Annotated in this window: 25 protein-coding genes and 1 pseudogene; 23 read left to right on the top strand and 3 right to left on the bottom strand. The window is 41.9% G+C overall.

Annotation, left to right across the window (positions count from 1 at the left end; translation table 11 throughout):
* The first annotated feature begins 299 nt into the window (after window positions 1–299).
* The 21 genes and pseudogenes from CBG25_RS15075 to rlmM all read left to right on the top strand — a co-directional run bounded on the left by CBG25_RS15075 (window position 300) and on the right by rlmM (window position 14,069).
* Window positions 300–740 (top strand): DUF6012 family protein, encoded by a 441-nt coding sequence (locus tag CBG25_RS15075; protein ID WP_290607650.1) that lies wholly within the window; start codon window positions 300–302, stop codon window positions 738–740.
* 227 nt (window positions 741–967) lie between these two features.
* A complete protein-coding gene (locus tag CBG25_RS15080; protein ID WP_290607690.1) occupies window positions 968–1,492 on the top strand; it encodes a hypothetical protein in 525 nt (174 codons plus the stop codon).
* Window positions 1,479–1,868, top strand: coding sequence for a head-tail adaptor (locus CBG25_RS15085; protein WP_290607652.1), 390 nt, complete (start codon window positions 1,479–1,481; stop codon window positions 1,866–1,868). The genes CBG25_RS15080 and CBG25_RS15085 overlap by 14 nt, the downstream gene beginning before the upstream one ends.
* A complete protein-coding gene (locus CBG25_RS15090; protein ID WP_290607654.1) occupies window positions 1,858–2,409 on the top strand; it encodes a hypothetical protein in 552 nt (183 codons plus the stop codon). Before CBG25_RS15085 ends, CBG25_RS15090 begins: the two co-directional genes overlap by 11 nt.
* Window positions 2,409–3,887, top strand: coding sequence for a DUF3383 domain-containing protein (locus tag CBG25_RS15095; RefSeq protein ID WP_290607655.1), 1,479 nt, complete (start codon window positions 2,409–2,411; stop codon window positions 3,885–3,887). Before CBG25_RS15090 ends, CBG25_RS15095 begins: the two co-directional genes overlap by 1 nt.
* Before the next feature lie 9 nt (window positions 3,888–3,896).
* On the top strand, window positions 3,897–4,337 hold the full coding sequence (locus tag CBG25_RS15100; protein ID WP_290607657.1) for a phage protein: 441 nt from the start codon (window positions 3,897–3,899) through the stop codon (window positions 4,335–4,337).
* A complete protein-coding gene (locus CBG25_RS15105; protein WP_290607660.1) occupies window positions 4,337–4,747 on the top strand; it encodes a phage tail assembly chaperone in 411 nt (136 codons plus the stop codon). Before CBG25_RS15100 ends, CBG25_RS15105 begins: the two co-directional genes overlap by 1 nt.
* Before the next feature lie 11 nt (window positions 4,748–4,758).
* Window positions 4,759–4,932, top strand: a complete 174-nt coding sequence (locus tag CBG25_RS15110) for an NTP pyrophosphohydrolase (protein ID WP_290607662.1) — start codon at window positions 4,759–4,761, stop codon at window positions 4,930–4,932.
* A complete protein-coding gene (locus tag CBG25_RS15115) occupies window positions 4,925–6,919 on the top strand; it encodes a transglycosylase SLT domain-containing protein (RefSeq protein WP_290607664.1) in 1,995 nt (664 codons plus the stop codon). Before CBG25_RS15110 ends, CBG25_RS15115 begins: the two co-directional genes overlap by 8 nt.
* Complete coding sequence (locus CBG25_RS15120) at window positions 6,919–7,503, top strand: phage baseplate protein (protein WP_290607666.1); 585 nt, start codon at window positions 6,919–6,921, stop codon at window positions 7,501–7,503. The genes CBG25_RS15115 and CBG25_RS15120 overlap by 1 nt, the downstream gene beginning before the upstream one ends.
* Complete coding sequence (locus CBG25_RS15125) at window positions 7,493–7,792, top strand: hypothetical protein (protein WP_290607668.1); 300 nt, start codon at window positions 7,493–7,495, stop codon at window positions 7,790–7,792. Before CBG25_RS15120 ends, CBG25_RS15125 begins: the two co-directional genes overlap by 11 nt.
* Window positions 7,793–7,803: 11 nt before the next feature.
* Window positions 7,804–7,956 carry a hypothetical protein gene (locus CBG25_RS15130; protein WP_290607670.1) on the top strand — a complete coding sequence of 51 codons (153 nt, stop codon included), beginning with the start codon at window positions 7,804–7,806 and terminating at the stop codon, window positions 7,954–7,956.
* 14 nt (window positions 7,957–7,970) lie between these two features.
* Entirely contained in the window at window positions 7,971–8,942 is a 972-nt protein-coding gene (locus CBG25_RS15135; protein ID WP_290607672.1) for a hypothetical protein, read from the top strand.
* Window positions 8,942–9,694 (top strand): Gp138 family membrane-puncturing spike protein, encoded by a 753-nt coding sequence (locus CBG25_RS15140; protein WP_290607692.1) that lies wholly within the window; start codon window positions 8,942–8,944, stop codon window positions 9,692–9,694. The genes CBG25_RS15135 and CBG25_RS15140 overlap by 1 nt, the downstream gene beginning before the upstream one ends.
* A complete protein-coding gene (locus tag CBG25_RS15145; protein ID WP_290607674.1) occupies window positions 9,695–9,856 on the top strand; it encodes a hypothetical protein in 162 nt (53 codons plus the stop codon).
* 13 nt (window positions 9,857–9,869) lie between these two features.
* The gene (locus CBG25_RS15150) at window positions 9,870–10,223 is read left to right on the top strand and encodes a hypothetical protein (protein WP_290607676.1); all 354 of its coding nucleotides are present in this window, start codon (window positions 9,870–9,872) and stop codon (window positions 10,221–10,223) included.
* Window positions 10,223–11,413, top strand: a complete 1,191-nt coding sequence (locus CBG25_RS15155) for a baseplate J/gp47 family protein (RefSeq protein ID WP_290607677.1) — start codon at window positions 10,223–10,225, stop codon at window positions 11,411–11,413. The genes CBG25_RS15150 and CBG25_RS15155 overlap by 1 nt, the downstream gene beginning before the upstream one ends.
* Entirely contained in the window at window positions 11,410–12,063 is a 654-nt protein-coding gene (locus tag CBG25_RS15160) for a DUF2612 domain-containing protein (RefSeq protein WP_290607678.1), read from the top strand. The genes CBG25_RS15155 and CBG25_RS15160 overlap by 4 nt, the downstream gene beginning before the upstream one ends.
* A gap of 261 nt (window positions 12,064–12,324) precedes the next feature.
* Window positions 12,325–12,558: a transposase family protein gene (locus tag CBG25_RS15165; RefSeq protein ID WP_290607680.1), complete on the top strand. Its 234-nt coding sequence runs from the start codon at window positions 12,325–12,327 to the stop codon at window positions 12,556–12,558.
* Window positions 12,559–12,694: 136 nt separating this feature from the next.
* Window positions 12,695–12,979 (top strand): annotated as a pseudogene (locus CBG25_RS15170) (DUF423 domain-containing protein); the annotation flags it as partial.
* Window positions 12,972–14,069, top strand: coding sequence for a 23S rRNA (cytidine(2498)-2'-O)-methyltransferase RlmM (gene rlmM / locus CBG25_RS15175; protein ID WP_290607682.1), 1,098 nt, complete (start codon window positions 12,972–12,974; stop codon window positions 14,067–14,069). The pseudogene CBG25_RS15170 and the gene rlmM, both read left to right, overlap by 8 nt.
* Before the next feature lie 41 nt (window positions 14,070–14,110).
* Here the strand turns inward: rlmM and xni are convergent, their stop codons facing one another.
* The 3 genes from xni to queF are packed head-to-tail and all read right to left on the bottom strand — an operon-like array spanning window position 14,111 to window position 17,118.
* A complete protein-coding gene (gene xni, locus CBG25_RS15180) occupies window positions 14,111–14,869 on the bottom strand; it encodes a flap endonuclease Xni (RefSeq protein ID WP_290607694.1) in 759 nt (252 codons plus the stop codon).
* 22 nt (window positions 14,870–14,891) lie between these two features.
* Window positions 14,892–16,262: a nucleotide 5'-monophosphate nucleosidase PpnN gene (gene ppnN / locus CBG25_RS15185; RefSeq protein WP_290607684.1), complete on the bottom strand. Its 1,371-nt coding sequence runs from the start codon at window positions 16,260–16,262 to the stop codon at window positions 14,892–14,894.
* 10 nt (window positions 16,263–16,272) lie between these two features.
* Window positions 16,273–17,118 carry an NADPH-dependent 7-cyano-7-deazaguanine reductase QueF gene (gene queF, locus CBG25_RS15190; RefSeq protein WP_290607686.1) on the bottom strand — a complete coding sequence of 282 codons (846 nt, stop codon included), beginning with the start codon at window positions 17,116–17,118 and terminating at the stop codon, window positions 16,273–16,275.
* Between the two features lie 186 nt (window positions 17,119–17,304).
* On the opposite strand from queF, the gene syd reads away from it, so the two are divergent.
* Together syd and CBG25_RS15200 are read left to right on the top strand one after the other, a co-directional pair.
* Window positions 17,305–17,868 (top strand): SecY-interacting protein, encoded by a 564-nt coding sequence (gene syd, locus CBG25_RS15195; RefSeq protein WP_290607688.1) that lies wholly within the window; start codon window positions 17,305–17,307, stop codon window positions 17,866–17,868.
* A 924-nt stretch (window positions 17,869–18,792) separates the two neighbouring features.
* Window positions 18,793–19,197: transposase family protein (locus tag CBG25_RS15200; RefSeq protein WP_290603697.1), on the top strand; the 405-nt coding region annotated here is incomplete at its 3' end.

The raw sequence follows: 19,197 nt of genomic DNA on the forward strand, positions 1-19,197 counted from the left end.
CCTTTCATGATCCCATAAAGCAAAATTCCCATCATTGAACGAGGAGAATACGGCGCTCTACCTGTTGAAGAATAACAGCGTTCGAAAGGTACCCAGTCTTGTTCATCCAAAATCTCTGTGACAATAAGCCTGTTGCTCAATAGTGAAATAAAACTGCTTTCAATAAAAACAAGTTAGATACATCTAAAAAACACAAAAATAGGTTATTTTTTAATCTTATATAGGTCATTTTTAATTCAAAAATTGATTATTTTATCATCAATAGCTGGTTTTTTTGTAAGTCACAATTAATTTTGCTATTGAGCAACAGGCTTAAAGAAAGTCAACGAGAACAACAGCGGCTAATTTATAATTTGGTTAGTGATGACGGTTTTATCATTGAAAGAACTGAGTTTTTTCCAATCCCCACCGTTGAAACTCACCGCATCACGGTACCATTTTGGGGAAATGGCCGATTCCCTTCTCCTGATGATGCGTTCATCGCAAAGGTTACGCCTTATGAATATACGTTGAAACCCACAGACAGCGCGATATGGGGGATAGAAGCCCTTCCAGTAGCATTGATGATTAATCAATTACAAAACGATTACGTCGCCAACTTTTATCAAGACAATAATGTCATTCATGTTCTTAATGAAATTAATCAACGAACGCCTTATTTCTTCACCAACACCAATGATTTGCTCAATAAAGCAAAATTACACGAGTTTCGCACCAATAAAAAAACGCTCTATTTTTAAGTTTAATTCAGCATGATATATAAATAGTCAAAACCTTATAAATCAAATACAACTTATTGTAATTTAAGAAAATTTATGTTTTTTAGTAACTTGCAGATTAATCATTGCTTTTAAGCCATTTTTAGAATTTTATATGCCTGTGCGAAACTCGTGGCGGAGTTTTATCAGTGGGTACTGATGTTTGGCGCAGGGGGACGGCAATTGTGAAAAGTGGCGTCACCTTACGCATTGACAAGGCCAGTGAATTATTTGATGCCCTCGTTCAACTTGGCAAAAAAGAGGTACTGGTCGGCATTCCGGCTGAAAAGAGTGAACGCGAGGATATCCCTTTTAGCAATGCGGCGATTGGTTATCTCAACGAATTTGGCTCACCGGCTAAAAATATCCCCGCCAGACCCCATTTGATACCAGGTATTCGTTCAGTGGAAACCAAAACCACCGCGGAATTGAAATCTGCCGCTAAAGCCATTTTGGATTCTCAGCCGGATAAAGCAGAACAAGCGTTAAATCGAGCAGGCCAAATTGCCGTTCAAGGCGTACAAGCCGTCATTACGCAAAGCAAATTTGTGCCACTGGCGGACAGTACATTAGCTGCCCGAGCAAGACGTGGGCGCAAAGGCGCGGCACAAGAGCTTGAGAATCGAAAAACCGGTTTACCGCCAGATAATAGCAATGCCAGACCGCTTATTGACACGGGTACCTATCGTCGGGCGATCACCTATGTTGTGAGGAAAAAAAATGCCAATCCTTGATGTTACGCGGGTATTACTCAATCCCCGTTTTAATGACGCTACACTCACGTATACTCGACGGGAAATTTTGATTGATGATGAAGGTATTACTTCGACAAAAGAAAGTACGCACTCTTTTTCAGGTGTTGTGACAGTAGATAGCTCAATTGAGGCGCAAATAAGAACCGCTGGACAACTCGTCAGCGGACGAATATTGGTTATCACTACGACGAGATTGATTGCAGGTGAAACTCATCATATTGGCGATATAGTTACCTATCAGGGGCGTCAATATCTGGTGAAATCCGTCGACCCTTACACTGCTTATGGCGCGGGATTTGTTCAGGCGCATTGTGAACTGATGCCGTTTGACGGAGGAATCTCTCATGAGCAATAACAGCAGTACGGAGGCGGGATGGCTAACGCCCTTTGGTGATAATGCCCTGTACAATGAAAGCTTAAATCGTCGGTTAAGCCTTTGGGTTTGTGGCGTTTCTGGCTTGCCAGCGAAACACGTTTTACCTCGCTGGCAACGCGATCCGGCACCGTTGCCATCCCCTGATAGTGACTGGTGTGCTTTCGGTATCATCGATATTACCAGTGAGCCAAATCCCGCCATGGTCAATCAAAGCGATGAATCGAGCGAACTTTGGCAGTACGAGACCTTAACGTGTATGGCCTCTTTCTACGGAAAAGACGGCATGGTCTATGCCGCCCGTTTTCGAGATGGCATTATGCTCAGTCAAAATAACGCGGAACTGAATAAATTCAATCTCACGTTCGGCAGCCAAAGCCAGATCACCGCGTTTCCTGAGCTTATCAATAATCAGTGGGTGAACCGGTTTGATATAACCGTTCATCTACGCCGCAAAGTGGTGCGTCGCTATCACATAAAATCAGTGACAGATGTAACCGTCACGTTTTTAGGAGACAAATAATGTCAACAGGTTTACCCGTTTCAAGGGTGGTTAAGGTCACGCTTGATATGTCACCGCGTGCCGCCAGTAGTCGTAATTTTGGTTCACTGCTGATTGTCGGTGACTCACCGGTTATCGATCCGTTTGAGCGATTACGGGCGTATTCCAATATTGAGGAAGTCGCCAATGATTTTGGTACAACCGCACCCGAGTATCAGGCGGCTTCACTTTATTACCAGCAGTCACCAAAACCCGTCGATTTATATGTGGGTCGCTGGGTGAAATCATCCTCACCCGCATTATTGCGCGGTGGCATTTTGTCCGAAGAAGAGACAAAAATTAACAATTTTAAGGCGATTACCGATGGCGCGATGAATATCAGCGTAAACGGAAGAACAGTTAAGTTAAGTGCGATTGATTTTTCGCAAGAAACCAATTTAAACGGGGTTGCCGCTCGAATTGGTGAAAAAATGAGCACGTCTACAATAACGTGGAATAATAACGATAGTCGATTCGTGATGACATCGAATACGGCAGGTAAAACAAGCGCAGTGGGTTTTGCTTTCGCACCGGAATCAGGCACTGACTTATCGGCGTTATTGAAACTCACCCAAGAGAGCGGCGCAACGCCGGTTTTAGGTATGGACGGTGAAACTATTGTTGATGCGGTGACAACCTTGGCGGATTTTTCCAGCCATTGGTATGGACTGGTGGTAACCGCTGCCCTTTCTACCGATGAAGTGAAAGGTATCGCCAACTTTATTGGCGCGGCCGGAAGTTCCCGCGTTTTTGGTTATACCACCCAGGATACCGCCGTTCTTGATAGCACGAAAAATGATGATATTGCCTCCGTGTTAAAACAAGCAAAATATCAACGGGTGTTTACCCAATATTCTTCATCAACCCCCTATGCAGCAGCCTCTGCTTTTGGACGGGCGTTTTCCGTCAATTTCAACGGCAATAACACCACGATTACGCTCAAATTCAAACAGGAGCCTGGCGTTAAAGCAGAAACATTAACCACTTCACAGGCGAATACGCTGGCGGACAAAAATTGCAACGTGTTTGTCAATTACGATAACGACACTGCCATCATACAAGAAGGCGTGATGGTCAATGGTGATTTTTTCGATGAACGCCACGGCCTGGACTGGTTGCAAAACTTTGTGCAAACCAATTTGTACAATCTTTTGTATACCAGTACCACCAAAATCCCTCAAACGGAGCAAGGCAGCACGACGCTTTTAACCAATGTTGAGCAATCCTTAGCGCAGGCGGTTACTAATGGATTACTTGCACCGGGTATCTGGAACGGTGGCAGTATAGGTCAATTGGCAAGCGAAGATACGCTCACCAAAGGATATTACGTCTATATTCAACCGCTTGCAGAGCAGGCGCAATCCGAGCGAGAAAAACGTAAAGCACCGCCGATTCAGGTTGCCTGTAAGTTAGCCGGCGCGGTACATTTCGCGGATGTCTTGATCACCATTGTTCGATAAGGAGAGAAAATGGCCACGTATAGTTTTGTTGACGTTTCCGCCACGCTAACCGGCCCCACGGGGGTGATAGATTTTGGCGCTGGCTCGGCGAACTCGGAAGAAGGCATTGTGGTGACAATGACCGAAGCTAAAAACACCATGACCATTGGTGCTGATGGTGAAGGGATGCATACCCGACATGGCGGAAAATCCGGCACCGTTACGGTCAGTCTGATTAAAGCCTCACCGGTTAACAAAAAACTGATGATCGCCTATAACGCGCAAAGCGTGTCATCTACCCTTTGGGGTAATAACGTGATTGTGATCCGTAATCCGGTATCTGGCGATATGATCACCGCGCGCAGTTGTGCGTTTCAAAAAATACCGGATTTACAAAATGCAAAAGAGGCGAATGTTTTAGCTTGGGTCTTTGACTGCATCAAAATAGATGCACTATTAGGAGAATTCTAATGGAAATAGAAATTAACGGTCACGAGTATCGCGCGACGAAACTCAGTGTCTTTGACCAGCTTAAAGTGACGCGAAAATTATTACCCGTATTATCCGGTTTAACCGGTGAATTGCAAAAATTACAGCAAGGGGAAATGCCAATGGCAGCGGTGTTACCCGTTATGGCAAATGCCATTGCCCAAATGAGCGATGAAGATTGTAATGCGATTTTGCACCCGTGTTTAGCCGTGGTTTCACGCAAAAATGCCAAGGCATGGACGCCGATTTTTCGCCAGGGTGAATTGATGTTTGATGATATTGACTTGAAGACCCTGCTTGAGATTGTAGCGCAGGTGATTGGAGACTCCCTCGGTAATTTTTTTCACGCACCCCAAGGCGACGAGACAGCCAGCCTTCCACCACAGGATTAACCCTGGATTCAATGCCGGATGGTAAGGACTTCTTACGCCTTCCTGTTAAGTATGGCTACATTAAATTCGACAAATTAAAAGATGGCTCAATCGATTTGGCAGATTTAGCCGAAATGAATGAGTGGATAGACATCGAACAGGATAACGAAGCGCGAATTGCGCGTTGGAGAAACCACCATGACTAATGCTGAAACGTTGCGAGATTTTCTCATCAGCTTAGGTTTTAAGGTTGATGACAGTGGCATGCGAAAATTTCAGTCCGTTGTCACGGGGGTGAGTGCCAATGTCGTCAAACTGGGGGCGACTGTTGAGGGGGCAGCGCTTGCTGTGGTGGGCTTTACGACACAAATTGCAGCAGGATTGGATAAAATGTACTGGGCGTCAGCGCGTACAGGCGCCAGTGTTAACGGCATAAAAGCATTAGGTTATGCCGCCAGTCTCACCGGCAGTAGTGCAGAAGCGGCAAGAGGTTCACTTGAAAATCTGGCGCGATTTTTAAGAAACAGTCCAGGAGCGGAGGGATTTTTAAATCGGCTTGGGGTGCAAACCCGTGATGCCAATGGCAACTTGCAGGATATGAGCGCTATTTTTAACCGTGTGGGGAATAAATTGGCCTCCATGCCTTATTACCGCGCGAATCAATATGCTCAATTGTTAGGCATTGATGAAAATACCTTGATGGCAATGCGCAGAGGGTTGAATAAATTTTCTGCTGATTACCAGCGTATGCTTAAGCAAACCGGATTTAACGCCGATCTTGCTGCCAAACAGTCAAACCAGTTTATGACCTCGATGAAAGGATTGACGGGGTTATTTGGTATTTTGCGCGATAAAGTCGGGTTAAACCTGGCAGGGGGATTGAGCAGAGAGATAGATGATCTACGCAAAAGACTGCTGGATAATTTCCCGAAAATTGAGAGGGTATTAACGAGTGTCATCAAAGGCGTCATTCAAGCCGGTGAAATGGTGGGTCGGGTTATCTGGCGAGTCAGTGAGGTAATGGGACATGTTTTTGACTGGTGGCGCAACTTGGACGAAAAATCTAAAAAACTCATCACGACCTTTAGCGGATTGGCAACGGCTATCTGGGTGCTTAATCGCGCATTCTTTGCCTCGCCCATCGGTATTATTACCGCTCTTGTTGCTGCTTTACTGTTACTATGGGAAGACTACCAGACATGGAAAGAAGGCGGCAAATCCTTTATTGACTGGTCAAAGTGGGAAGGTGAAATCAATCTGGCAAAAGCCGCATTCACCTGGTTAGGCGATAAACTTCACTCCCTCGTTGACTTGGTGGGCGGTTGGCAAAATGCACTTGAGCTGATGGCCATTTTTATCGCAGGGGCATGGGTAAGTAAGGTGTTAGGGGCTTTTGGCAAAATCGCGAAGTTGCCTATCCCACCCTGGCTGAAATTGTGGGGTCTCTATGCAGGGTATCTGATTTCAGATAAAGACAATATTAGCGATAGCGCAAGCACGTCATGGGATTATAACACCCGTCAAGTCAAACGCGCGATTGGTGATAGTTTACGGTTTTTTGGCATTGATAATAGCTGGGCGAACCAAAATCAGGGTGGCAATATACCGGATAATATCGCCGATGTCCCGACGGGTAGACCCAAACCCAGTGCATCAGGTCGACAACTCCTTGGTTGGTTACAGCCGACACTGGGCAAACTAGAGCAGCTTTATCGACTCCCCGAAGGCTTACTTCGTAGTGTAGCCATCACAGAGTCTGGCGGGAATCAGTTTGCCATTTCTCGTGCTGGCGCAAAAGGATTATTTCAGTTAATGGATGGCACCGCTCGTGATCTTGGGTTATCGGGCGGTGAGGTATTTGATCCGGTTAAATCGGCGCAAGCGGCCGCGCGTTATCTCTCTCAGCTGTTTAAAATGAATGGTGGGGATATTGAAAAGACATTAGCCGCTTACAATTGGGGGATTGGCAATGTGCAAAGGCATGGTATGGCGTTAATGCCACAGGAAACCCGCAATTACATTCCTAAAGTATTAAGCAATATGCCTGGTGTTGGCGGAAATTCAGTTGCGCAGGAAACGAATATTTATGTTCAAGGTGCCGTAGATCCCCACGCCACTGCCAATGCGATTGCCGATAAACAAACGGGCATTAACGCCAGACTGATTGGACAATTAACCCAGCGAGCCTACTGATGGATATCCTTTCTACCCTTTTTTCACAACGATCGCGCAAAATTGGTTTACTGGTGCCGGATGTCATTATCTCAGAAAAACATCACGACACCCTTGAAATCACCGAGCATCCGGTTGAACTCGGCGCGGAAATTGCCGATCACGCTTACAAACGTCCGGCGGAAGTGACCATGGAGGTGGGTTTTTCAAGTGGGGGATCGCTGCTGGATTTTTGGGACACATCAAAATTGGGTATTAGCGTAGGGTTAAGCTCACCGGAAATTTACCAGCAAATTTTAGCGCTTCAAGCCAGCCGTCAACCGTTTGATGTGATAACAGGTAAGCGAAAATACCAGAATATGCTCATTCGCGCGATTGAGGTGACCACCGATAAACACACGGAAACCGTGTTGATGGCGATATTAACCTTACGGGAACTTAATATTACCCAAACCCAAACGGTTAATATCAAATCTACTGATGCAAAAAATATGCGGGAAGGTAATACAACCGGTGGTGTCAGCAATACGGGGATGAAAACGCCAAAACCCGTAGATAATCGCAGCCTATTACAGCGAGGAGCCGCATTTTTTAATGGAAATTAACGAAATACCACTGACGCCAATTAACCAGCAATTCACCATAAAATTATCCGATACCGTCTGGCAATTTAGCCTTATCTGGCGTGATAGCGCTGGCTGGGTGCTGGATATACTCACGGTTGATAATCAACCGGTGATACAGGGTATTCCGCTAGTCATGGGTGAAAATCTACTGGCTCAATATCAACACCTTATCAGTGAAGGGAAGCTGGTTTTTCTATCCGATGAGGAAAGCGACATAAACGCGACTACCTTGGGCACAACCGTAAAATTGTACTGGATAACCGATTGAGGATTGACGGGATGATGAATAAAAAAATGAGTGAATCACTGCCTAAAACACCGCAGGCAAATAAAGTGATTGAACGTCAAAATACTGTTATGTCTTTCGAAAAAGCGTTGCAGCTAACTCAGCAGAAATACGCCGACATTGTTAATGCGCTGGCAGATAAATAAGTGAATCTATCTCCATGTCAAAAAACTGGATACGAAAATGCTCACTGATTATCTCTGATGAAAAGGGTGAAGGCATTGAGCTATCGAATTTTCGCGCCACCTTCAATATCACCTGGCCAGATACGCGTTACCCTCGTACTGCGGTGTTTAAAGTCTGGAATCTAAAAAAAGAAACTGTTAGTCAAATTCAGGCGAAGGAGTTTGTTAACATTCAGCTCATGACAGGCTATCAGGATAATACGGGTCTGATATTTGCCGGTAAAATCCGCTATACAATTTCAGGCAGAGATAACCCCACCGATACGTTTGTGATTGTTCAAGCGATTGATTCGCATGAGGCTTATGATTATGCCACACTCAATACCACATTAAGCGCAGGGCATACTCAGGCAGAACAACATAACACGTTACTCACAGGGCTTGCCCCTTACGGGATTGTCAAAGGGGTGACGCCTGAGTTTGATAATACCCGCTTTCCACGGGGTAAAGTTTATTTTGGTATGGTTAGGGACGCCGCTGATAATCTGGCTGGGCAATGCCTTGCCTCATGGCAATACATTAACGGTCAGCTCGTGATAGTGCCAGAAAACAAATACGTTCAGGAGGCAATTGTGCTTAATAGCGCAACGGGCTTGATTGGCTTACCGCAACAAACGATTGAAGCGGGGGTGAATGTGCGTTGTTTGATTAACCCAAACATTCAAATCAATGGACTTATCCGTCTTGAACAGGCGTTAATCTATCGCACGATGTTGCCCAACAGCGATATCGCTTTGGGGGGCAGCAAGTTAAGCGAAAACGATGACGGCGGCTTACGGCAAACCCAAGGCGCTGTTTCACAACCGGCCAGTCTTTCCACCGATGGGGATTATATTGTGAAAAACATCACGTATACCGGTGATACGCGCGGCAAGCCGTGGTATATGGACTTGGTGTGTATTGCCAAGGGATCAAATGACCGAATCGATATCAAGAAGGTGGGATGATGGCGATTTCCGTATCGGCGCGCACCGGCGACCAACAACAACTGCTTGAAGTCTTTCGCCATGCGATTTCGTCACAACTTCGCGTCGCAATGCCGGGTATTATTCAGTCATTCGATGCCAATAAAGTCACTTGTGTAGTACAGCCAGCGATAAAGGGAGCCTTGACCGATAGCCAAGGACATGTGCAGTCGGTGAATTTACCCCTGCTAGTTGATGTACCGGTAATATTTCCGCGCGGGGGCGGTGTGACAATGACCTTTCCCATCAAAAGCGGTGATGAGTGTCTGGTGGTCTTTGCGGATAGATGCATTGATTTTTGGTGGCAAAATGGCGGGATACAAGAGGCGATTGATCCAAGACAGCATGATTTATCGGATGCCTTCGCTTTTATCGGCCCACAATCGCAAGCGAAAACGATAAGCAACATCAATCAGAATGCCATGCAGTTAAGAAGCGACGATGGTGCCACGTATTTTGAATTAAACCCGACAACGCAAAAAATGAAAATTGTTGCCCCTGGAGGGCTTGAAATCGTCACACCCGAGGCCGTTTTTTCGGAGAGAGTGACCATCAAAGGGTTATTGAATTGGTTAGGCGGTATGGTGGGTTCGACGGCCTCCGGTGTGGCCGCAAAAATTACCGGTGCGATTGAATTTTTGGGCACATTGACCGCCAATGGCAAAAGGATTGATGAAACACATACCCACAAAGGTGTCAAAGCCGGTGGGGATAATTCAGGCGAGGTAAATTAAATGAAAGAAAGTGTTAACATTTTTTTTGGCGGTTCTTATTTACACAAACTAAAAACCGCATGGCGACTTCTGGGCGTGATTTTTTTATTACTTCTTAATAATGAGCCTTCTCTCAAGTTAGAAGACATCAAGGTCGTTGAAAAAAATAAAAAGCAACAGTAAAAGGGTGCTATTGATGCGTTATCGACGAGAAACGAGTAAAGGCGACTACAGCTTTGGTCAAGGGGATAACACGTTTTTAACTAATACGCCTGATGCTGTCGCCCTTGCGATAATAACCCGCTTGTCACTTTGGCAAGGGCAATGGTTTTTAAACAGTGAAGAAGGGACACCCTGGCTGCAATCGGTATTGGGAAAACCTCATCTTAATGCTTATGGTATGACCATCAAAGAGCGCATACTCGATACGCAGAGCGTAACCACATTATCCGATTTTACTGTCCGCCAAAGTCCAACCACCCGAAAACTGACTATCAGCGCAAAAGTACAAACGCAATACGGCGAAACTTCCTTTACCCACGAGGCATAATGTTAAATTTTGATACGTTAGGGTTGTCAGCGAAAGTGACTGACGACGGCATCAGTGCGCCGGATTACGCAACCATATTATTACGATTAACCGATTTTTTTCATGAAATTTACGGGCAGGATGCGTATTTAACGCCGGATAGTAAAGACGGCCAGATGATAGCCATTTACGCACTCGCCATTCACGATGCCAATAATGCGCTTATCGCCACCTACAACAGTTTTAGCCCGAGTACCAGTAAAGGCGCCGCACTGTCTAATAATGTTGCGATAAACGGCATTTCCCGTCATGCATCGGGTTACTCGAATGTGGATGTCGTATTAACGGGTCAGGTGGGTACAGTGATAAAAAATGGCCGTGTACGGGATAAAAATGGCAATATCTGGCGCTTACCAGAAAACGTGACACTGGACATCCACGGTGAAGCGACGGTGACGGCGGTTTGTCTGGTTGCAGGGAGCATTACTGCACTATCCGGAGAAATTAACGAGATAGCCACGCCCACGCGAGGCTGGCAAACGGTGAATAATCCCAAACCCGCCACGCAAGGCAGGCCGATTGAAACGGATAACCAGTTACGTGAGCGGCAACGAAAATCGGTATCATTGCCTTCACGCACGGTATTAGAAGGGATACAGGGCGCAATTAGCTTGATACACGGGGTAACCAGGCAGCGCGGTTTTGAAAATGATACCAGCAAAAACGATAAAAATGGGATTCCGCCGCATTCTATTGCCATGATTGTGGATGGTGGCGATGTCACCACAATTGCTAACGCTATAGCACAAAAGAAAACACCGGGCGCTGGCACTTATGGCGACACAGCGGTAACGGTCAAAGACCGTTACGACATGCCAATTACGATTCGTTTTTCGAGACCTAAAACGGTTGATGTGCATGTGGAAATCGATTTAACGGCGTTTTTAGGTTTTACCACGTTAACAGGCGATAAAATCCGCCAGAAAGTATCAGAATATATTAACCAACAACTGATTGGCGATAATTTGTATCTGACCCGTCTTTATTCACCGGCAAATCTACCTGGTGATGAAGAAGGGAAAACGTTTGATATCACGGCAATAAAAATCGGACGGACAGAAGAAACGGTCAAAGAAGCCAATTTAGTTGTCGTTTTCAACGAAGCAGTCAGTTGTCGTGAGAATAACGTCAAACTGGTGGTGACCTCATGAGAGATTACACCGAATACATTACCCCGCAACATCGTCCAGCGGAAAAGTTTACGCAACATATTGAATTAATGACAAAACCGCTAAGCGATATTGCAGCCTTAGCCACACAGCTTAATGCGTTTTTTAGTATCGATAACGGAACAGGAAGACAACTGGATGCCGTTGGTGAATGGATAGGGTTATCCCGCTTTGTTAAAACGCCGATTAAAGGGGTCTATTTTTCATTGGATACCGAAAAAGTCGGTTTTGACCAGGGGAGCTGGAAACGGCGCTTTGATGCAGATAGTGGCTTTACCGAATTGGATGATGAGACTTATCGCTTTATCTTAAGAGCCAAAATCCGCGCGAATCACTGGGATGGTACCAGCGAGATGCTCTCAGAAATTTATCAGGGCGTAATCCCTGATGAAACGGTAAAAATCTTTTTTATCGACAATCAAGATATGTCAATGGATGTGTATCTGACCGGTGGCATCATACCGGAAGTGACAAAAGCCGTTATCAAACAGGGTTATCTTAATATTAAGCCTGAAGGCGTAAGACTCAACGCCTATACCGGTTCCGAAGGGGATAACGGTATTTTTGGCTTTGATGTCAACAATCGTTATATCGACGGCTTTGATGTCGGCAGTTGGTCAGTAAAATTGTAAGGAATAACCGATGGCAAAAAATGAAATATTACCGTTTGCAATTGCAGATGGGGCTAACGTATTGCCAGCAGATGAGTATCAGACACGAGTTTCGCACCAATAAAAAAACGCTCTATTTTTAAGTTTAATTCAGCATGATATATAAATAGTCAAAACCTTATAAATCAAATACAACTTATTGTAATTTAAGAAAATTTATGTTTTTTAGTAACTTGCAGATTAATCATTGCTTTTAAGCCATTTTTAGAATTTTATATGCCTGTGCGAAACTCGTGTTGTTATTTGATTTATCGGAAAAAGAATCGAAAAGATCACGAGCGGCAGATGGGTGCAGGGCAGAAAGGATTTATCCCAACCCCACTAGATAAACTGCTTTTTATTTTATTGTATTTAAAATGTTATCCGACCTATGATTTGCAAGGACTTCTTTTTGGTTTAGACACGAGTTTCGCACCAATAAAAAAACGCTCTATTTTTAAGTTTAATTCAGCATGATATATAAATAGTCAAAACCTTATAAATCAAATACAACTTATTGTAATTTAAGAAAATTTATGTTTTTTAGTAACTTGCAGATTAATCATTGCTTTTAAGCCATTTTTAGAATTTTATATGCCTGTGCGAAACTCGTGAATGGATTCGTATTGGTTTACTTTATCAGTCAATGCATACTTTAGTTCTTATGATATTAGGCGCTATCTTATTGCGTAAAGTTATTTTATGGTTTTATTGGGGAGGAATTTTCTTCAGTATAGGTATTTTATTGTTCAGTGGCAGTTTTTATTGTATGGCACTTTTACAAGCAAAATACTTTGCCCATTTGGCACCAGTAGGCGGTTTTTGCTTTTTAATTGGCTGGATATTAATTGTTATTGGTGCAACTCGGCTTAGGAATCCAACAATACGTCATGAATAATAATATTATTTTATATTGTCGTTCAGGATTTGAAAAAGAGTGTGCGGCAGAAATTACTGATAAGGCTACCCAGATCGGCGTTTACGGCTATGCCAAAGTAAAAGATAATAGCGGTTATGTTTTATTTGAATGTTATCAGCCTACTGATGCAGATCGTCTAGCTAAAGATATACCCTTTGGTACATTAATATTTGCTCGTCAACTAGTGGTTGTTAGCCAGTTATTGAAAGATTTGCCATCGAACGATCGCGTATCGCCGATTGTCGCGTTATTGCAAGGTGTGGTTGAACGAGCTGGTGAGTTACGAGTTGAAGTGCCGGATACCAATGAGAGTAAAGAACTACTGAAATTTTGCCGTAAATTTACTGTGCCTTTACGCCATGCGCTTCGTCAACAAAAAATATTGTTGTTGAAAGAAAACCATCAACGTCCGGTTATACATGTATTTTTTATTGCTGCCGGCTGTTGCTATGTTGGCTATTCTTATGCAAATAACAATTCACCTTTTTTTATGGGGATCCCGCGGTTAAAACTGCCAGCGGATGCGCCAAGTCGTTCAACATTAAAACTGGAAGAAGCATTTCATCTATTTATTCCCTATGATGAAAGGGAAGAGCGTTTAGCATCGGGTATGAAGGCCGTTGATCTGGGCGCTTATCCAGGCGGATGGACCTATCAATTAGTGAAGCGCAGTATGATGGTCGATGCGGTTGATAATGGATCAATGGCTGAAAGTTTAATGCAAACAGGTCAGGTACGGCATTATCGAACTGATGGTTTTAAATTTACACCACATACTAAGAATATTAGTTGGTTGGTGTGTGATATGGTTGAAAAACCGGCAAAAGTTGCTGCTTTGATAACAGATTGGTTGTTAAAAGGCTGGTGCCGGGAAGCGATATTTAATTTAAAGCTACCGATGAAAAAACGTTATCAAGAGGTTTCATCAATTTTGAACAAAATATCACAGACACTAAACGAAAATGGTATTAATGCTCAAATCCAAGCGAAGCAACTCTACCATGATCGCGAAGAGATCACGGTACATATAAGACGAGTTTGGTCAGCCTCTATACCAGAGCGGGATTAGAAGAACAGTGATTAACAATAAAGTTTTTATTTTTTATTGTGTTATGGTGTAAATCTGAGTTGTTGTAAATTTCCATTTAACTGTAGATCGGTTTTGAGAGAGGCAACCTGTCGGCTAATAAAGGCTATTTTTTGCGCCGGTTCAATCCGTTTACGCCATTTTTCGGGTAAGGAATGGATATTAGCAAAAATGGCCTCTAATGTAGGATATTGCTGAAGTAAAGTTGCTGCGGTTTTAGGACCAATGCCGGTTATGCCAGGGATTTTACTACTATTTATGCCAGTTAGTCCCCAATAATCCTGCAGCTGTTCAGGTTTAACCCCAAACTCTTTATTAACAAAGGATAAATCAAGCCAACGTTTTTGAAAATAATCACGAATATAGATCGATGCTGAAAGTAGCTGACAATAGCCTTTATCTGTTGAAATGATGGTAACACGATAGCCAGCGGTGGCCACTTTAATTGCTAACGTTGCCGCCAGATCGTCAGCTTCATTTTCGATGGCATGCCAACAAGCTAATCCTTGCGCCTTAAATGCGATTTCAAGGTTTTTTATTTCGTGATAAAGATCATCTGGCATTGCTTGTCTGCCAGCTTTGTATTGAGGTAAAAGTTGTTGCCGCCAGTTATTTGTCTGATGTTCTTTGTTATCGAATATTGCCACAGCGTGGGTAGGCGAAGTATGATTAATTAGCTGGCGAAGAGTAGAAACGCAAGCTTGTTCGCAAGGGCTTCCTTGAACAGCATGAATTCGTCTGATTAGATTTAAAGCATCAACAATAAGTAAGTGGATCATAATTTTTTGTGCATAGTCTTGTCAGTTATTTAATAATTTCATAGCAGGGTATATAGGCTGCCTTGCTAGGTAGTTTCATTCTATGTTGACTAACAAACCCTCGTAATAATGTATCCATATGAGCCATAATTTTGGCATCACCATGAAGTTTATAGGGGCCATTCTTTTCAATTTCTTTCATACCCACTTCTTTCACATTACCGGCAACAATAGCAGAAAAGGCTCGTCGTAAGTTAGCGGCCAATTTTTCCGGCTGCTTTGGATCACAAAATAGGTTAAGTTTTGCCATATTATCATGGGTTGGTGTAAAGGGTTTTTGTAATTCTGAATTAACTTTTATTGACCAATTAAAGCTATAGGCATCACCAGTATTGAGACGATTTTCTTTAACTTGTGGCATCTGTTTTTTCATTTTACGTGCTACAGCTTTTGGATCATCAATAATAATCTGATAATAATTGCAGGCCTGTTCACCAAGGGTATGCTTAATGAAATCATCGAGGGTGTCAAAATAGGCTTGGCTCTCTTTTGGGCCAGTTAAAATTAATGGTAATGCCTGATTATTATTGGCAAGATCCATTAAAATTCCCAATAAATAAAGTAGTTCCTCTGTAGTACCAGCACCGCCAGGAAAGATAATGATACCATGAGCAACTCGAACAAATGCTTCAAGGCGTTTTTCAATATCTGGCATGATAACAAGTTCATTAACTAGAGGGTTAGGTGGCTCAGTAGCGATAATGGAAGGTTCAGTTAAACCAAGAAAGCGGCCATTTTTATAACGCTGTTGTGCATGGCCTACTGCGGCACCTTTCATCGGCGCTTCCATTGCGCCAGGGCCACAGCCAGTGCAAATATTTAATTCACGTAATCCTAATTCATTTCCAACCTTGCGGGCATAAAGATATTCAATTTCATTTATTGAATGGCCTCCCCAGCAAACAATAGTATTCGGATCTTCATCGAGATGTAGTGCTCGGGCATTACGCAGAATGGTAAAAATAATATTAGTGATACTGATGCTGTCATGCAGACTTAATGCCAGCAGTTTTTCTGCTGAAATAATCTGGGTATGAACAAAAAGAATATCTCTTAACACAGAAAATAAGTTTGCTTGTAGTGAACGGATAATTCTGCCATCGACAAAAGCTTTTTCAGGCGGGTTAATTAATTCCAGTTTGACACCGCGTTCGCGTTGTAGAACATTGATATCAAAATTGGGATATTTAGCGATTAATTCTTTACTATTATCTGTCTTGCTACCTGAGTTAAGTACAGCTAAGGAGCAGTTTCTAAATAGCTGATAAAGATCGCTACTGGCAGTACGTTTAAGGATACTAACTTCAATTTGAGATAGTAGATCCATTGAACCTAACGGGCTGACATGTGTTATCAATTTAAACTCCTTACTGCCGTGCTAATCGCATCATTGTTGGCTGAAAACTCTCATTACTACGCCAAGGATTGATGTCCAAGCCGCCCCGACGTGTATAACGGGCATAAACGCTTAACTTATCGGGTTGACATAGCTGAAGAATATCATTGAATATTCGCTCGACACATTGTTCATGAAATTCGTTATGGTGTCTGAAAGAGACTAAATAACGGAGTAGTTTTTCTCTATCAATTTTAGCGCCACAATAATGAATTTGTATTGAACCCCAGTCAGGTTGGTTAGTAATTAAGCAATTAGATTTTAGCAGATGGCTAACTAATGTTTCCTCTGCCTTTGTATTCGTGGTTGCGTTGTTAAGATAATCACGATTAAATTCATAATCAGTAATTTCTATCTCTTGCTCATCAATACATTCACCAGACAGATTATGAATAGTTTGATTAGCGAACATGGTGAGTGGCTGTAATTTTACTGTCACTTCTCCTGCAGCGCATACAGTCAAATCTTGGGTTAGTTGTTTTTCAACTTCTTGCCAGCTAATAAATTGGGTTTGATTGAAACTATTTAGATAGAGTTTAAAACTTTTAGATTCAATCAGATTTATGCTATTAGCATTAATGGTAACATGGCCGATAGCCACTTGAGGAACTCCTCGACTGTTTAGCCACGAAAGCTCATAGAGTGTCCAAATATCTGCGCCATGGAAAGGCAACCTGTTTGATGATAACCCTAAAGGTTGTCGATTTAGGCGACGAGGAACCGCTTGTAGTAGATGAGGTGCATAGTTATCTTGATATTCGGTTTTTTTTCCGAGCGTTAGGTGTTGTAGCTCACCATTATCTTGATCAAGTGGCATGTAGTTCCTTCCTAAAATAGAAAATCAGTAAGATAGTTGCTAGCATAATCAATATATTAGAGTAAGTTTGTTGTTTAATGTATAGCTTAACAACAAATTGAGCAGATAGATAATAATACCTAATGATACTTTTATATATTAGAATGATTTATTCCTATAATTAGTCACCAATAAGAATAATTTACCATGGAAGTAACGATTTCTCAGATATTAACGGAACTCACACAGCGTTATATTGCTTATTGGCAACAGCAGACGGGTGATTTACCGGCGAGTGATGCTTTTTACAGTATTCCTTCACCTTGCATTGAATATAGCAAAGATGATGTCGTTTATTGGTTACCTAAACCGTTTCCGCTGCCAAATGAAAAGTTAGCATCTGTTGAAAAAGCGTTAGACATCCATTTTTATCCTAATATTGACCAATTTTATACAACACAATTAGCCGCTGATATGCGAGTAAAATTTCAAGATCAACAACTTGATTTAATTCAAGTATGGAATATGACCGATTTTACTCGTTTACAAGAAAACTTAATTGGGCATTTTATTACGCAAAAAAGACGTAGACTGACCCCAACTCTCTTTATTGCAAGTTTAGATTCTGAATTTGAAATTATTTCCGTAGATAATATTAATGGCCAAGTTATATTAGAAACATTAGGTCAAACAACACGTCGCGTCTTAGCTGGTAGTCTGATTGAATTTTTACAACAACTTACTCCTGTAATTAAAAAGCAATGTGATTAAGATATTTACTTATTTTTTTGTAAGATATAACTTACAAATTATGTAAGTTATATCTGCGTTTATTGCTTTTTAAACCATGAAGCGAGATGAAATATTTTATTATTTCAGTAGGATAAAAAAATATTCTGTTATTATCGGAAAAAAATGATTAAAAACTATTTTTTCTATTCTTGTGTTCCTCAGATAAATCCGACATTCTTATGCCCGCCGATAAGTTAGCATTTATCAAATGTGCCATAAATCGAAATAAGAAATGGAAATGATTTAACGGGCGTTTATTGCGCGAAATAAATTTAGTCATTGTTACTAATAATAAATGGTGAATGTTAGTTTATTTTTTAACTTTGAAATTATTAAATTGTTTAATAATATAGAGGAATAAGAAAGGTAGTGTTAGGGATAACGAATGATAAGTATTAGTGCTTACAAATTACTACCTCGTAAATAGTAGGAAGATACATTCAGCAGGAAGCTGATAATGCAGGATGCATAAATATTCTATTTAATAGCGTTACATATTATATAACCAGTCGATTTTATAGACTGGTTTTTTTATGGTTATATGGATTTGCAAAAAATTGTTTTTAGCAGCAGTCGCGGATAGTAATATAACCCTATAAGTCAGTGATGTTGTGTATAATTAGTAAGTTTATTTAAATGATTATAATTTAGATAGATTGAATATTTTATATAGATTTACTAATGAGTAATGAAATTAATATCACGCGCAGCTTTTTTGTTTGATAACTAATAATGTTATGATTCATTTGTTTTTACTTATGATACTAGTGTAGGAAATGAATATTAATCTTATCGTTGCTGAAAAACTTCGTCTCATTAAACTAGTTGCTGAATAGAGACTTGCATTTTTTGTCACGCTATAGACAATAAAAAGAGGTTTAACTTAGAAAATAACGGTTTGAAATGATCAACAAAGAGCAGTTGTTACGAGATAATCGTTTATGTAAAGCAATCATTGGATTATCAGTCGAAGAATTGAAAAATTTAGCCGCTGAATTTTCAGCTTGTTATTTGATTTATCGGAAAAAGAATCGAAAAGCTCACGAGCGGCAGATGGGTGCAGGGCAGAAAGGATTTATCCCAACCCCATTAGATAAACTGCTTTTTATTTTATTGTATTTAAAATGTTATCCGACCTATGATTTGCAAGGACTTCTTTTTGGTTTAGATAGAACACGGGCATGTCGCTGGGTAAAAATATTATTGCCGGTTTTAGAGATGACCTTGGGGCGAGAATGTGTTTTGCCCGCTCGTCAAATTCGCTCTGCTGAGGAATTTTTTCGCGCCTTTCCTGGAGTTAAAGACGTC

It is taken from the genome of Arsenophonus sp. ENCA (genome assembly GCF_002287155.1).
Lineage (GTDB): Bacteria > Pseudomonadota > Gammaproteobacteria > Enterobacterales > Enterobacteriaceae > Arsenophonus > Arsenophonus nilaparvatae.

What these genes read in the sequence shown, in the direction of transcription:
- CBG25_RS15085 (WP_290607652.1), top strand. Translation starts at nt 1,479, where the DNA reads ATGCCAATCCTTGATGTTACGCGGGTATTACTCAATCCCCGTTTTAAT.
- CBG25_RS15090 (WP_290607654.1), top strand. Translation starts at nt 1,858, where the DNA reads ATGAGCAATAACAGCAGTACGGAGGCGGGATGGCTAACGCCCTTTGGT.
- CBG25_RS15095 (WP_290607655.1), top strand. Translation starts at nt 2,409, where the DNA reads ATGTCAACAGGTTTACCCGTTTCAAGGGTGGTTAAGGTCACGCTTGAT.
- CBG25_RS15100 (WP_290607657.1), top strand. Translation starts at nt 3,897, where the DNA reads ATGGCCACGTATAGTTTTGTTGACGTTTCCGCCACGCTAACCGGCCCC.
- CBG25_RS15105 (WP_290607660.1), top strand. Translation starts at nt 4,337, where the DNA reads ATGGAAATAGAAATTAACGGTCACGAGTATCGCGCGACGAAACTCAGT.
- CBG25_RS15110 (WP_290607662.1), top strand. Translation starts at nt 4,759, where the DNA reads ATGCCGGATGGTAAGGACTTCTTACGCCTTCCTGTTAAGTATGGCTAC.
- CBG25_RS15115 (WP_290607664.1), top strand. Translation starts at nt 4,925, where the DNA reads ATGACTAATGCTGAAACGTTGCGAGATTTTCTCATCAGCTTAGGTTTT.
- CBG25_RS15120 (WP_290607666.1), top strand. Translation starts at nt 6,919, where the DNA reads ATGGATATCCTTTCTACCCTTTTTTCACAACGATCGCGCAAAATTGGT.
- CBG25_RS15125 (WP_290607668.1), top strand. Translation starts at nt 7,493, where the DNA reads ATGGAAATTAACGAAATACCACTGACGCCAATTAACCAGCAATTCACC.
- CBG25_RS15130 (WP_290607670.1), top strand. Translation starts at nt 7,804, where the DNA reads ATGATGAATAAAAAAATGAGTGAATCACTGCCTAAAACACCGCAGGCA.
- CBG25_RS15135 (WP_290607672.1), top strand. Translation starts at nt 7,971, where the DNA reads ATGTCAAAAAACTGGATACGAAAATGCTCACTGATTATCTCTGATGAA.
- CBG25_RS15140 (WP_290607692.1), top strand. Translation starts at nt 8,942, where the DNA reads ATGGCGATTTCCGTATCGGCGCGCACCGGCGACCAACAACAACTGCTT.
- CBG25_RS15145 (WP_290607674.1), top strand. Translation starts at nt 9,695, where the DNA reads ATGAAAGAAAGTGTTAACATTTTTTTTGGCGGTTCTTATTTACACAAA.
- CBG25_RS15150 (WP_290607676.1), top strand. Translation starts at nt 9,870, where the DNA reads ATGCGTTATCGACGAGAAACGAGTAAAGGCGACTACAGCTTTGGTCAA.
- CBG25_RS15155 (WP_290607677.1), top strand. Translation starts at nt 10,223, where the DNA reads ATGTTAAATTTTGATACGTTAGGGTTGTCAGCGAAAGTGACTGACGAC.
- CBG25_RS15160 (WP_290607678.1), top strand. Translation starts at nt 11,410, where the DNA reads ATGAGAGATTACACCGAATACATTACCCCGCAACATCGTCCAGCGGAA.
- rlmM (WP_290607682.1), top strand. Translation starts at nt 12,972, where the DNA reads ATGAATAATAATATTATTTTATATTGTCGTTCAGGATTTGAAAAAGAG.
- queF (WP_290607686.1), bottom strand. Translation starts at nt 17,118, where the DNA reads ATGCCACTTGATCAAGATAATGGTGAGCTACAACACCTAACGCTCGGA.
- syd (WP_290607688.1), top strand. Translation starts at nt 17,305, where the DNA reads ATGGAAGTAACGATTTCTCAGATATTAACGGAACTCACACAGCGTTAT.